12 protein-coding genes and 1 riboswitch are annotated in these 13,049 nt (G+C 39.4%); of the genes, 7 read left to right on the top strand and 5 right to left on the bottom strand.

What is annotated here, in order from left to right; all coding sequences use genetic code 11:
- Window positions 1–69 precede the first annotated feature (69 nt).
- Both NMS_RS12220 and NMS_RS12215 read right to left on the bottom strand, forming a co-directional pair.
- Window positions 70–1,068, bottom strand: a complete 999-nt coding sequence (locus NMS_RS12220; RefSeq protein WP_231862396.1) for a FecCD family ABC transporter permease — start codon at window positions 1,066–1,068, stop codon at window positions 70–72.
- The gene (locus NMS_RS12215; protein WP_041497073.1) at window positions 1,065–2,183 is read right to left on the bottom strand and encodes an ABC transporter substrate-binding protein; all 1,119 of its coding nucleotides are present in this window, start codon (window positions 2,181–2,183) and stop codon (window positions 1,065–1,067) included. Before NMS_RS12215 ends, NMS_RS12220 begins: the two co-directional genes overlap by 4 nt.
- Window positions 2,184–2,358: 175 nt before the next feature.
- Window positions 2,359–2,551: riboswitch (cobalamin riboswitch) on the top strand.
- Between the two features lie 122 nt (window positions 2,552–2,673).
- On the opposite strand from NMS_RS12215, the gene NMS_RS12210 reads away from it, so the two are divergent.
- The 3 genes from NMS_RS12210 to NMS_RS12200 all read left to right on the top strand — a co-directional run bounded on the left by NMS_RS12210 (window position 2,674) and on the right by NMS_RS12200 (window position 7,548).
- Window positions 2,674–4,632, top strand: a complete 1,959-nt coding sequence (locus NMS_RS12210; RefSeq protein ID WP_041497072.1) for a TonB-dependent receptor plug domain-containing protein — start codon at window positions 2,674–2,676, stop codon at window positions 4,630–4,632.
- 332 nt (window positions 4,633–4,964) lie between these two features.
- The gene (locus NMS_RS12205) at window positions 4,965–6,029 is read left to right on the top strand and encodes a YncE family protein (RefSeq protein ID WP_041497070.1); all 1,065 of its coding nucleotides are present in this window, start codon (window positions 4,965–4,967) and stop codon (window positions 6,027–6,029) included.
- Window positions 6,030–6,528: 499 nt separating this feature from the next.
- Window positions 6,529–7,548 carry an LVIVD repeat-containing protein gene (locus NMS_RS12200; protein WP_041497069.1) on the top strand — a complete coding sequence of 340 codons (1,020 nt, stop codon included), beginning with the start codon at window positions 6,529–6,531 and terminating at the stop codon, window positions 7,546–7,548.
- 174 nt (window positions 7,549–7,722) lie between these two features.
- Here the strand turns inward: NMS_RS12200 and NMS_RS12195 are convergent, their stop codons facing one another.
- The gene (locus tag NMS_RS12195) at window positions 7,723–7,944 is read right to left on the bottom strand and encodes a hypothetical protein (RefSeq protein WP_316931171.1); all 222 of its coding nucleotides are present in this window, start codon (window positions 7,942–7,944) and stop codon (window positions 7,723–7,725) included.
- Between the two features lie 46 nt (window positions 7,945–7,990).
- Between NMS_RS12195 and NMS_RS12190 the strand changes: the two genes are divergently transcribed.
- Genes NMS_RS12190 through NMS_RS12180 form a run of 3 tightly spaced genes read left to right on the top strand, consistent with a single transcriptional unit; the run spans window position 7,991 to window position 10,392 of the window.
- Window positions 7,991–8,383, top strand: coding sequence for a pyrophosphohydrolase domain-containing protein (locus tag NMS_RS12190; protein ID WP_041497068.1), 393 nt, complete (start codon window positions 7,991–7,993; stop codon window positions 8,381–8,383).
- A gap of 1 nt (window position 8,384) precedes the next feature.
- Window positions 8,385–8,888 carry a PH domain-containing protein gene (locus NMS_RS12185; protein ID WP_041497066.1) on the top strand — a complete coding sequence of 168 codons (504 nt, stop codon included), beginning with the start codon at window positions 8,385–8,387 and terminating at the stop codon, window positions 8,886–8,888.
- Window positions 8,881–10,392: a PH domain-containing protein gene (locus tag NMS_RS12180; RefSeq protein ID WP_041497064.1), complete on the top strand. Its 1,512-nt coding sequence runs from the start codon at window positions 8,881–8,883 to the stop codon at window positions 10,390–10,392. Before NMS_RS12185 ends, NMS_RS12180 begins: the two co-directional genes overlap by 8 nt.
- Before the next feature lies 1 nt (window position 10,393).
- Here NMS_RS12180 and NMS_RS12175 read toward each other — a convergent pair whose 3' ends face one another.
- The gene (locus tag NMS_RS12175; protein ID WP_041497063.1) at window positions 10,394–10,867 is read right to left on the bottom strand and encodes a nuclear transport factor 2 family protein; all 474 of its coding nucleotides are present in this window, start codon (window positions 10,865–10,867) and stop codon (window positions 10,394–10,396) included.
- Between the two features lie 57 nt (window positions 10,868–10,924).
- Between NMS_RS12175 and panB the strand changes: the two genes are divergently transcribed.
- Window positions 10,925–11,743 (top strand): 3-methyl-2-oxobutanoate hydroxymethyltransferase, encoded by an 819-nt coding sequence (gene panB, locus NMS_RS12170; RefSeq protein WP_041497062.1) that lies wholly within the window; start codon window positions 10,925–10,927, stop codon window positions 11,741–11,743.
- Here the strand turns inward: panB and NMS_RS12165 are convergent.
- On the bottom strand, window positions 11,740–13,029 hold the full coding sequence (locus NMS_RS12165; protein WP_041497060.1) for a DUF2254 domain-containing protein: 1,290 nt from the start codon (window positions 13,027–13,029) through the stop codon (window positions 11,740–11,742). The two genes, panB and NMS_RS12165, sit on opposite strands and share 4 nt — an antisense overlap.
- Window positions 13,030–13,049: the final 20 nt, after the last annotated feature.

Genomic DNA, 13,049 nt, shown 5'->3' with positions numbered 1-13,049 from the left:
CGATATGACCCACACATCGAGCAATGGCTTCATTTTCATAACCTATATGTACATCTTGCAATACGAGCATCAGAATCTAAGGTATCTTTTTTTAACGATGAGCCAGATGACCAGTGGTGCGCCCACTAAGGAAGTGACTGCGTTAATGGGTAAGGAGTAGTTTGAGAATGGGATCTGTGCGACAATATCGCAAGCCAGTAGGAGTGAAGCACCTATGATCATGACTAGCGGGATTAATTTTTTGTGATCCATACTAGGCAACAGCATGCGTGCGATATGAGGTACGGCGAGTCCTATAAATGCAATAGGCCCTGCAAATGCGGTAATGGATCCTGCCAGGAGACAAGTAATTGAAATAATGATCCAGCGCGTTTGTTTTAATGGGATACCTAAACTACGGGCATACGTTTCTCCTAATAATAAGACATTCAATGGTTTAATGATGAAAAGCAAACCGATGAGCGAGATGAATATAATGGCGGTAATAATTGCTAATTCATCCCACGATAAACTGGAAAGACTTCCCAATCCCCAGAAAACATACCTTCTTAACTGCTCACTAGGACTGAAATATTGTAAAATCCCTACCACTGCGCTACTCAAACTTCCCACCATCAAACCTATAATCAGCAGCCCCATCGTGTCTTTGATACGCATTGAAATTAAAATAATCAATAAAAAAACAGCCAGACTTCCTAAAATACTGGAAGTAATGATCCCGAACCCTGACAAGACTCCTAGCCCTAATAATGAACCGCCCATAATAGAAATAGCAACTCCTAATCCAGCACCAGAAGAAATTCCTAAAACAAACGGGCCCGCCAGCGGATTCCTAAACAAAGTTTGCATGAGCATACCAGAAATAGCGAGACCAATGCCGGTTAGAACAGCCATAACAGCTCTTGGCAAACGTAGTTGCGTAATAATGTAATGACCTGTAGTATCAGGAGAACCCACGAGGGCATCCCAAATGTCAGGTATGGAAATATAAACAGAACCCAATGCCACGTCTGCCACAAAAAGAAGCAAGAGTAATGCAACTAGCGCTATGTATGTTTTGGTTTTCAATCGGTTAATGGATCAAAGAAGTAGAGAGCATCACTAGTTGCGTTCCCATGAAAAATGGTAATAAGATCTTTTAAGACAAGGTCAGGTCGCATGGATGCTTCTTCATAATAAATCACACCACCCGTAGCTCCCGTCCCTAGAGCAAAAGTGTACAGTCGTTGCTCTTGAAATGCCTTGAATCGCTGGTAGGATAAGTTGTCTGCGAGCATTTTTGAATAGGAGGTGTATTGACCAGGCGCGATCCAGTAATCGGCTTGTTGGGCATCTGTAAGTACCCGTTCTAGATTATAGGATAAGGATCCAGAGCCTTCTGTATGTTTATAGATGTAATCCCCACCAGCATCATTGATTAAAGTTCCCTGCCAGGAATTCCCATAAGGTAAATACCACACATCTTTCCAGGTGGCGCCTGCAATAACCGTAGGTTTTTCTAGATCCTTCACACGAGCCTTAGCAGCTAGATAATCAGATTCTATCCTATTGAATATCTCGTAAGCTTCTTTTTCCTTATCAAACAATACTCCAAATACCTTAATCCATTCCGCGCGACCTAGTGGGTGATCCTCGGTCCAGTCGGCATTATACAGCACAGGAATCCCTGATTCCATCATGGACTGGTACAATGGATTGTCAGCATCGATGCCATAGCCCATGACCAGATCAGGCACTAGAGATATCGTGCGTTCTAGGTTGACGGTTTCATTAGAGCCCAGATCCTCCACATTTCCTGCATCAATACGTTTGCGCATCACTGGAGAGCTTATATAATCAGTATCTGGAAAACCGATTAACCGATCGGTTTCCTTTAATAAAACAAGAGGCGGAATATGAGTTGTAGAAGTAGCAATAAATTTCTGAACAGGTATCTGTACATCGCCTACTGTGGCCTGACGATTCACGTCTAGTTGTAAAGTGTCTTTAGATCCAGGCCAGGGATTGAAAATACGTATCCTATAGCCGTCGTTAATTTCCAATAAATCAAAACCTTTGGCATATTTGACCTCCAGCGTATCGATTACTGTTATTGCTGCAGAACTCTCAGCGGGATGTTCATTCTTGCAAGAAACTAGTAGGGCTATGATCAAAAGTGAGCAGCCTAGAACAATATTCTTCATAGGCTCCAAAAATAGAATTTATCTTGTAAAACAGGACGGTAACACGGCAAGACTACTTTTTTTTATTACCCTACTTGATCCGTTATATTTAATTACTACTTTTGCGACTTGTTATAGGTTATGCCTTGTTGCAATGAGTTACTAGTAATTACGCTTTCGCGAAAGCGAAAACCTTTTAAAATTAGATCTCAAAGCCACAAGTCGTATTAAAAGGGAATCTGGTGAAACTCCAGAACTGTTCCCGCAACTGTAAAGAATCTGTGCTAGCGCACTGCCATTGTAAAATGGATCTTATGAAAAGCCACTGAGTCATCGGGAAGGCCGTAAGATATTCAAGTCAGGAGACCTGCCATAACAATTTATATTGTAAAACCTTCGGGATAAAGGTGATGCGATGGAATGGTCCTGTGGTAGGATACTAATTAGATATGCTCTTTTTTTAGGATCATGCATTCCATCTTCTCGCTCGCTCCCGATCTATAACAGATCGATGATCAGAAAAATAATTTCAGTAAGTATTTTGGCCGTCAGCATGATAGTTTCAGCTCAAACGGACTCCACATTAGTCAACCTAGAAGATGTGCTGGTCACAGCAAATTCTAAGTTTGAAATCAAACGCAAGGATAGCGGTAAACCTGTAATCAAGATTACTAGGGAAGACATTGAGAAGCAAAGTGCTGCAAGCATTGCAGATCTGCTCAATCAATATGCGGGTATTGAGATCAATGGAGCCCGCAGTAATGCAGGACAAAATTTAGGATATTTTATTCGTGGTGGGAATAACAGACAAGTCTCATTTCTAATTGATGGCGCTCAAGTAAATGATGCCAGTAATATTGCTAGTGATTTCGATTTACGATTGATCAGCCTGGATCAGGTAGAAGAAATAGAGATTTTGAAAGGAGCTTCCAGTTCATTGTATGGCGCTAACGCCAGTACAGCGGTCATTAATATCAAACTTAAAGAAGCTGCTCGCAAGAAACTTCAAGTCACCCTGTCTTCGTTTTTAGGGACGAACACCAGTTCAGAACTTGGTATCAATGGAGTAGATGAGTTTACTACAAATATCTATGCGAGTGGCCGGGCATCTAATGGATTGACTTATGCGGCAGGCTTTTCTCATCAATCTACAGATGGACTCAGCGCCGCAGAAGCGGCTGAGGATGCTCCGGCAAACGAGTCCGATGCTTTTAACCGCATCAACTTACTAGGTAGGATAGGTTATGACAACGATCGTAATTTTAAACTGACCAGTTACATCAGTCTGGATGAATACAAAGCAGAATTTGATAATTTTGATTTGACTGATGGGGATAATGAAACCTATAATAAACAAATACGCTGGGGAACTAATGTCAATTGGAACTATTCAGATAAGGGAGAAATAGTTTATACCGACGTTAGCACCCATACCAAACGAGATACTCGCAGTGGATTCCCTAGTATTTTTAATGCAGATGGTTATTCTTTAGATCTGTATCATAAATACACACTTGGATTCAAAGAAGGTCACGAACTTAAAACTATTGGCGGCTTTAACTTTAGAACAGACCAATTTGAAAGTTTTTCCATTCCCTCTGGGAGTTCCAGTTTTGAACAAGAAATCAGCACAGATCAGGCAAATGCTCAGATTTATGATCCTTATGTTAATGCCGTTTACCTCAGTGATTTTGGATTGAATTTGAACGCTGGATTGCGGTATAACAACCACAGTGAATATGATGCTCAATTTGTATACAGCATCAACCCGTCCTATTCTGTAGAAGTGGGAGAGTCGATCTTGAAAGGATATGCGACTTATAGCACCGCTTATATCACGCCATCTTTATTTCAATTGTTTGACTCCACCTTTGGAAATGCAGATTTGCAGCCAGAAGAAAACAGAACCATAGAAACAGGGGTTGAATTCCTTTACAAGAGTTCTAGTCTAGGTGTTACCTTTTTTAATAGAAAAGAAGAAAACCTAGTGATATTTACAAATATAGATCCGGTGAACTTTGTGTTCCAATATCAAAACGTGGAAAATGAACTTACCGCAAGAGGTGTAGAAGTCACGGCACAAACATCATTATTCAATGATATACTTCAGGTAAACGGGAATTATTCTTTTACTGAACGTGATAATGCGCCTTTACTGGTTCGCATTCCTAAACATAAAATAAATGCTTCCGCTAGAGTAAATGTATTGCCTAGAACCTTCCTAACCGCCAGGTACCAATACAACGATGGTCGTGGAGATGCTTTTTTTAACAGTCAAACCTTTGCCAGTGAAGCTGTGGTATTAGATAGTTATCAATTGGTAGACCTAGATGCGACCTATAAATTAGAGAAGAAACAAGTTACTTTTTTTGCGGGAGTGTCTAATTTATTGAATGCAGATTATCAGGAGCTATTTGGCTACCAGACCCGCGGAAGAAATTATAAAGTAGGGGTGAGGTTGGCATTTTAAGCCGCTCATAGGAACAACTCTGAGTTTTTTGAAGAGATCAATCGATGCTTTTGAATAGCGCTTTCGCGAAAGCGCAATTCATTACATAAACTCTCATAGGTTTTTCTCTACTCATTTTTTTAGACAAGCTGCGGTCTTATTTTTAAGTAAATAATTCAAGGAACATAGGTATAACAGCTAGAAAAACCAGTTTAAATATCGATGAAACACCCGTTTAAAAGATTAAAAACAAGTTAACGCAGTATTAACTAAAAACGTAAAACACTATAAATAAGAATATTATGTATATAAAATACCGTTAATCGTGTTTTAGTGTTTGTTAAGCTGATTTTATGATTGCATATTTGGTCATTGAAAACGATCAAAACCTCTACATCATGAAAAAACTTACTTTACCTACCGCATTCCTTTTAAGTGCTTATGCATTGGTATCTTGTTCTACAGACAATGAAAGTGTTGATGACACTAGCATTGCATTTGATGGTCCTAAGGTGACTTTGTTTACTGGAAGCAATACCTCAGGAAAGATCAATATGTTTGATCTTTCTGATATGAAGAATATCACTAATAAGTCTTTTCAATCTTCTAGTAGGGATAGTGGTGGTTTGAGATTTGATCCTATTAACGGATCTCTCATTGAGGCCTCTAGATCTGAAAGTAATGTACTGGTTTTTGAAAATATCAACAACATGCAAAGTGGAGCATCACTAGCACCATCCTTAAGAGCAGATGTTGAAGTGAAAAACGCTCGTGATATCGCAGTCTCAGGAAATAGAATTGTGGTTTCTGCTGACGCTTTAGAGCCAAGAGATAGCAACAAATTTTATGTATACGAATCCAATGGTAGCTCTTTACGTTTAGTGAAGATTTTTGAAACAGGTTATCAGCACTGGGGCATCTTTATCGAGGGAAATCGCTTATATGCCGCTATGGATAACAGTAACTCCATCGCAGTGTACAATGACTTCTTCAATAAACCAGCAGGTGTATTAACCGCAGATGATGTGGTTAATGTTGAAGGTGCGCAATCCTTAAGAGGAATCACTTATGATGAATTTGAAGACACTTTGTTTTTAGCAGATGTTGGGAACCCACTAGATGACAGTGACGGTGCTATCCATACTATTAAAAACTTCTCTGTAAAATATAGTGGGATGGGATCCTACGGTAGTTTTGCAGCAGTTGACGTAAAAACAGTACGTGGTTCTAAAAGCATGTTAGGCAATCCTGTGGCTTTAGAGTATGATACTATAGGAAAAGTACTTTATGCAGCTGAGCGCAGCACGAATGGTGGTATGGCTTTAGGCTTTAATAAACTCGACGAGGCAGGAGATTTTGCTCCAATGATGCAACAGTCCGTTTCAGGAATATCTAGCATACATTTAAATGTGGAATAAATAAAGATTACAATTTGTAGAGTAGATTGTAGATTAGAGGAGGCCGAGAGATCGGCCTCTTTTTTATTATATCTATTTATCATCTCTTACTGTTTCTGTTATAAGGTATGCGCAACAGAACTAAAAGTGAATCGAAATATCGATTGAGGCGCTCGTTCATCATTAAGTTACCTCACCAACTCACTAGCATTTTTACGTTTGACGAATCAATTATAGCGTTTCAATAATTGATTCACCTCACTTATTTCCCGTCTCATGTTACTTGGTGCACCTATCCATACCAATAATCTATAAATACTTTTTAAGCTACTATAATTCAAAACACCGATAAATAACTCGTTAAACCGATTAAAAACATGTAGATCTAAATTTAGTAAAAATTTTAAAACACTGTATATCAGTAGTAAAGGCGTAATCATTACACTTTAACGATGAAACATGTTTGATAAACGTGTGAATACGTTGCATATTTGAAGCATCTAAACAATTACACTCTACAATGAAAAATTTTACTCTACCCGCCGCATTACTTTTTAGCGCTTTCGCATTTGTTTCATGTTCTACTGATTCTGAAGGAATCGATGACACTAGTGCTCCACTAACTCTTTCTAAAGCAACCCTTTTTACAGGAAGTAATACTTCAGGTAAAATCAACATGTTTGATGTTTCAGACATGAACGAGATCACCAACAAATCTTTTCAATCTGCAAGTCGTGATAGTGATGGTATTCATTATGATCCCATCAACGACTGTTTATTTGAAGCCTCCAGATCTGAAAGAGATGTGTTGGTTTTTGAAAACTTAAACAATAATGAAAACGGTGCTTCATTAGCGCCTTCACTTAGATCTGACGTTCAAGTTGAAAACCCTAGAGATATTGCAGTTTCAGGGAATCGCATAGTTGTATCATCTGATGCTGCTGGACCTGGAGAAAGCAATAAGTTCTACGTTTATGAGTCCACACCTAACTCTGTAAGACTTGTAAATATCTATGAAACTGGATATCAACATTGGGGAATATTCCTAAGAGGTAATACACTTTATGCAGCCATGGATAACAGCGGTAGAATCGCAGTTTACAATGACTTTTTCTCTAACACTTCAGGTGAATTAACCGCAGACGATATCTTTAGAGTTACAGGAGCAAAGTCATTAAGAGGCGTAACTTATGATGAAGTAGAAGACAAATTGTTTCTTGCAGATGTAGGAAACCCATTAAACGATAGTGATGGAGCAATTCACACAATCGATAACTTCTCCGTAATCTACAGTGGTATGAATGCCTTCAGCTCTATCAATGCATCTGATGTAAAAACTATTACTGGAGCAAACACCATGTTGGGTAACCCAGTTGATCTTGAGTACGATAACAAAGCTAAAGTACTCTATGCAGCAGAGCGTAGTACAAACGGTGGAATGGCTCTAGCTTTTGATAACTTTTCTAACGGTGGCAATATGTCTCCTAGAATGAAGCAAGCAGTATCAGGAATCTCTAGCATTTACTTGAATGTGGAGTAAATCTAAAAAAGACATTATACAATTTAAGTACAATTTGTAGAGTAGATTGTAGTTTAATAGAGGCCGAGAGATCGGCCTCTTTTTTTTGAAATAAAGTCAGAGAATTTGTGAGGGTTGTTTTTAGTTCGCTTTCGCGAAAGCGAACTTATCAGAATGATACCGTCACCTTTAAATTTATTGCTTTAACCCGAATTTTATCGCAAGCAACAATAGGAAAAAAGCTAAAAACCCCACTAGAATCCACTTCACTCCCTTGTAGTTTTTGCGGTGTAGTAATTTGTCTTTTCCATACATGAACGTGATCAAGATGACAAAGGCGACAAAGAACACTATAGCAAAGATGATCTGACCTTGTGAGAACATAGGATCTTTTAATAAAGGCAGGGGCAATAACATAGTGCTGATTTTTTCGTAAAATTACGATACAAATGACCAACTACCCATGAAGAATAGCATTGATGCCGTCCAAAAATTCCACAAAGCCTTCAAACTGAATATTCAAGAAGAGCCTACTGTTCAAATCTCTCTAGAACGCAAATTATTGCGTTATGAGTTGATGCGAGAGGAAAATGAAGAATATCTAGAAGCTGCAAAAAATGATGATCTTATAGAGGTCGCTGATGCCTTAGGTGACATGTTGTACATCTTATGCGGTACTATTATAGAACACGGTATGCAGGAAGTCATTACCGATGTTTTTGAAGAGATTCAGCGATCAAACATGAGTAAGTTAGGAGCTGATGGAGAGCCTATTTATAGGGAGGACGGCAAGGTTCTTAAGGGTCCGGATTATTTTAAGCCAGATTTTGGCAAGATATTGAGCAAATACAAGTGATATGACTAATGTTCAGGTACTAGCAAGCGACTTACCCGCCGTGGAAGAATCAGATTTCAAAAAACATCCTAAGCGATTTTTGAATAAAAAGCTGATTGCTAAGGTTTTGTTTTTCATACCACTGCTAATAGGAGTGATCGTGATTGCTTTTTTGGTAGATCCACTTTGGATCTTTTGGGCCAGTCTAGCAGCCTGGATTGTACTTTTATTGATTACTTTATTTTTCTCTTATAAAGAATACTTTGTCCGCGGTTATGTATTGAGAGAGCATGATATTACCTATAAACATGGTTGGGTATTCCATCATGAAATTACAGTGCCATTTAACCGCATCCAGCATACCGAGATCAAGGATGGACCCATTGATCGATTGTTCACACTATGTGAATTAGAAATTTACACTGCCGGTGGTAGTGCTTCAGATCTAAGCTTATCTGGTTTAGATCCAGAGGATGCGCTAAAGCTCAAAGAATTTATTTCAAGTAAGACAGCACTACATGCTTGATTTATCAACTCCTACTCGACAAAGTAAAAAGAGCATTTTGCTTTATGTTCTCAAGAATGTAAAAGCACTGTTGATTTTTGCTCTTTACGCCATCTTTGGAATTGGGAATTGGACAGACTTAAGGGTCATGATAGGTTTGACGGCTCTATTTGCAGTGGTGGGGCTGGTGATGCCTGTTTTGAAATATTATTTTTTTACGTTCCACATCGAGGATGACGAGCTCATCATCCAGCAGGGTGTTCTCAATAAAGAACGCAAGGCGATACCTCTAGAGCGCATTCAATCGGTAAATATTCAGCAAAATTTAGTACAACGCATTCTGCAATTGGTATCTGTTGAGGTGGAGACTGCTGGGTCTAAAGCAAAAGAATTAGAGATTCCAGGTTTGGACGGTGCTTTTGCGGCATCTTTCAAAAACTTGCTTCAAGATCAGGTGCCTATTTCTAGAGAATCTAATATAGAAATTGCTACTGAAGAACAAGATGTAAAAGATGCCACGTCTCATACGGCATATAAAAGGGAACAGAATACCTTATTAATTCTTGAATTTACGGATCTACTGAAGATCGCCATGACTCAAAATCACGTGCGCAGTGGCTTGCTTGCGCTTGGGGTGGTTGTGGGTTTTTGGTATAAAATTAAAGACGTAGTAGAACGATTTTACGGTGATGTTTTTGAAAATTTTGAATGGGAAGACGTGATCAGTTATGCGAGCCTGAGTTTAGTGCTTTTTGCTTTAGTACTATTCATTGTCGTTTCTTTATTAGTAAGCCTGGCTCGAACTTTCAATAAGTATTACGGCTTTGAATTGCGCAAGTCTGGAAATTATCTAGAGGCGCAAATGGGTTTATTTAATAAACGAGAGGTCAAAATTCCTATAAATAAAATTCAGCTGTTGGAGTTTCATAGCAATCCGTTGCGCCGTTTGCTCAATTACCAAACAGCAAAGATCTATCAAGCCCAGTCTGAAGGTTCTAAAACCACGAGTATCGACGTACCTGCTTGTAATCCAGCAATGGTGTTGAGGCTGCAGCATTTGATGCATGGAAATAGTCTTACAGAGGATCATGAGGTGCTGCAATCCATTGCTTCATCCCATGCCCGCTTGAGTTTCTATATTCTATCGATCCCTTTAATTGCCACTGCTGCAGTTTTTGCCTATTTTGAGATTTATATAGGTACTGTTATAGCTATATTGATATTATTATGGACCACCTATCAAGCGTATAGGGATGGTCAATGCACTAGGATTGAGGCAGATCAAGAGCTGCTAGTTTTACAATCTGGATGGTTGTTTCACAGCACCATTATTACTCCGGTTTTCAAGATGCAGGCACTAGAAAAATGGCGCAGTATATTTTTAAAACGCCGTCAGCAGATCCATTTTAAGCTGCATACAGCTGCAGGATCTCGTGGATTACGTTATTTTAAAGAAACCGAAGTAAGCGCTCTTAAAAACAGCATCATCAATCGAGTGATCAGTTCGCAGCAGCGCTGGATGTAAATTAATAGATTCGGGTGTCCGTTATTTGGATAATTAACCACCTATTTTCTTTCCATACCACGGTAAATACATTGGTACCCGTGTGCGTCTTCTTACCATTTAGATGAAAAATATAATCAGCATGAACACTGGCGATAGATTCATTACCTAAACTGGTGATTCCTGTCACTTCCTCTTGAAAGTCCACTCCCGCTGGAATGGAGGCGATGGAAGTTAAAAATTGATCCAGTGAAGTTGAAGAAACCTGACGCTGCTCTCCTTTTATGGATAAGGACTTGAGAGCGGCACCTTCTGCCATAAATGCTCGCAATGCTGTAGTGTCTTGAGCGTGAAAACTTTCAAAAAAGTCCTCCACAACTTTTTCTGCAGGATGAGACTGTAAGTGTACCATGCTGCTAGCGGTTGATGTAACTTCTTGAGAGTTCGCTTTCGCGAAAGCGATAAGCCCTACAAATAACAGTGCATATTTCATCATAACCTTCAAATTAGATCCTAAGTTAATATTACTATTTTTACCGCACAAACCGAAGATATGTCTACAGCCAAAAAAGAATACAAACGCATTACCGTTAAATCCTTGACAGAGATGAAAGTGAACAAGGAAAAAATAAGCATGCTCACTGCTTATGATTATACGATGGCTAAGATTATTGACAGTGCGGGTATTGATGTGATTCTAGTAGGAGACAGTGCGAGTAACGTGATGGCAGGACATGAAACGACCTTGCCTATCACACTTGACCAAATGATTTATCATGCCAGCAGCGTCGTGCGTGGTACTGAGAGAGCCTTAGTGGTAGTTGATTTACCTTTCGGTAGTTATCAAAGCGACCCCAAAGAAGCACTGAGGTCTGCCATACGCATTATGAAAGAAAGCGGCGGTCATACGGTGAAGCTAGAAGGTGGTCGCGAGGTAAAGGAATCTATTAAACGTATTCTAAACGCTGGAATTCCTGTTATGGGGCATTTAGGGTTAACACCACAGTCGATTTATAAATTTGGAACCTATACGGTGCGTGCTAAGGAAGAGGAAGAGGCTGAAAAATTAAAAGAAGATGCACTGGCGATGGAACGTTGGGGTTGCTTTGCTATTGTACTGGAAAAAGTGCCGGCAGCATTAGCACAAGAAGTAGCAGAAAGTTTAACGATACCTGTCATAGGAATAGGTGCTGGAGGTGGGGTTGATGGACAGGTATTAGTGTCCCACGATATGTTTGGGATGACCTATGAATTTGAGCCCAGATTTTTACGACGCTATATGAATCTTTATGAAGATATGGGCGATGCTGTTACAAGATACAATGCAGATGTGAAAAGTCGTGATTTCCCTAACACATCTGAGCAGTATTAAGTTTCCTGGATATTCATTCTGTCATAAATACCTTGCAATACTTCTAGATCAATAGGGTTTTCTATGGCACTATTGACATCTTGAATCATCATGGTGGCTTCTCGATCCAGCACCTGATAAAAAGAATCGTTTGCGGCATCTAGGGTCTTCAGGTAAGCGATCATGCCCAATAGTTTTTGCATCACTGTTATGTCATGCTTACAATAGGTGCGAAAAGGTGCCAGTACATTATACATTAGGGTTTTGAAATCAATAACTTTGAGATTGATAACCGGATTCCCGTCTTCATCTTCTACCACGCCTATATCGCCCTTTTGCATGCGTAAGGCAAACAATTCAGTCAAGTAGTGAATGGTATCCAGCGCTGTTCCTGGATCATTGATTCCAGGCGACATGGCTTTAATGCCTATTTCTGTAATTTGTTTGAATCCTATAATGTAGTTGTCACTCACTAATTCGGACTCCGTATAATTGAAGTTTTTGAAAAGTTCTTCCAACTCGGATTCATCTAACTCTTTTTTTGATTTGACTAGAGGTTGATGTTCAAAAAGGTATTCGCCTTTAGACATCAATATATCAAACTTGGTTTCTGATTCACGAGCAAGCTCCTTTAAGCCTGTGATACTCATATTTTGTATCGTTCCGCTTCTGTTAGTTTTGATGGTATGCCAGTCGTCTGTATCCTCAAAATCTTTGGAGAATCTATTTTCTTCCACTAGAAAAAGCAATCGCTTTCGCGAAAGCGAATAAATATTCTCCAATATATTATTGATCTGTATGCTAGAGGATATGCTGTGAATAAAGTAGACAAAAGCTGCTAAAGCGAGCACTGCAAAAGCAATACCTATCAGTACTGAAAATCCTGGAAGTTGATAATCATCGCCATGTGGTTGTAGCCCTATGACTGTGATGATATTGTAAAGGATCATCGCGAGGAACGTACCTAATATGGTCTGGTGACGGCGGTTTGAAATCAAACTGGGCAGTACTCTTGGTGAATAATTGGCTGCCGCTTGGCTTAGTAAAAGCATTACCATAGAAAAAGAGAATACCAGCATGCTCAGGCCTCCAGCAATTAATGTGGTAAGAACATTTCGCGCCGTGTCGATATCGTTGACGACTAGATAGGAGGCGTTTTCTTGAAGGAATCGAGAAACCCCCATTGCCTCGGCAGTTTTCATGACAAAACCGAAAATCACCGCGGATACAGCATAAAAAGTAGGGTAGAAGGCTATACTACTCGTGACAATATTAAAAAACGAACGTAAACGGGTAATGATAATCATGCTATAAATTTAGGCGACGG

The sequence above is a fragment of the Nonlabens marinus S1-08 genome, from assembly GCF_000831385.1.
In the GTDB taxonomy this organism is placed as follows: domain Bacteria; phylum Bacteroidota; class Bacteroidia; order Flavobacteriales; family Flavobacteriaceae; genus Nonlabens; species Nonlabens marinus.
Note: the sequence above shows the minus strand (reverse complement) of the source record. Positions and strands in the feature narration are given on the sequence as shown.

What these genes read in the sequence shown, in the direction of transcription:
- NMS_RS12200 (WP_041497069.1), top strand. Translation starts at nt 6,529, where the DNA reads ATGAAAAATTTTACTCTACCCGCCGCATTACTTTTTAGCGCTTTCGCA.
- NMS_RS12215 (WP_041497073.1), bottom strand. Translation starts at nt 2,183, where the DNA reads ATGAAGAATATTGTTCTAGGCTGCTCACTTTTGATCATAGCCCTACTA.
- NMS_RS12205 (WP_041497070.1), top strand. Translation starts at nt 4,965, where the DNA reads ATGATTGCATATTTGGTCATTGAAAACGATCAAAACCTCTACATCATG.
- NMS_RS12165 (WP_041497060.1), bottom strand. Translation starts at nt 13,029, where the DNA reads ATGATTATCATTACCCGTTTACGTTCGTTTTTTAATATTGTCACGAGT.
- NMS_RS12210 (WP_041497072.1), top strand. Translation starts at nt 2,674, where the DNA reads ATGATCAGAAAAATAATTTCAGTAAGTATTTTGGCCGTCAGCATGATA.
- NMS_RS12190 (WP_041497068.1), top strand. Translation starts at nt 7,991, where the DNA reads ATGAAGAATAGCATTGATGCCGTCCAAAAATTCCACAAAGCCTTCAAA.
- NMS_RS12195 (WP_316931171.1), bottom strand. Translation starts at nt 7,944, where the DNA reads ATGTTATTGCCCCTGCCTTTATTAAAAGATCCTATGTTCTCACAAGGT.
- NMS_RS12185 (WP_041497066.1), top strand. Translation starts at nt 8,385, where the DNA reads ATGACTAATGTTCAGGTACTAGCAAGCGACTTACCCGCCGTGGAAGAA.
- panB (WP_041497062.1), top strand. Translation starts at nt 10,925, where the DNA reads ATGTCTACAGCCAAAAAAGAATACAAACGCATTACCGTTAAATCCTTG.
- NMS_RS12175 (WP_041497063.1), bottom strand. Translation starts at nt 10,867, where the DNA reads ATGATGAAATATGCACTGTTATTTGTAGGGCTTATCGCTTTCGCGAAA.
- NMS_RS12180 (WP_041497064.1), top strand. Translation starts at nt 8,881, where the DNA reads ATGCTTGATTTATCAACTCCTACTCGACAAAGTAAAAAGAGCATTTTG.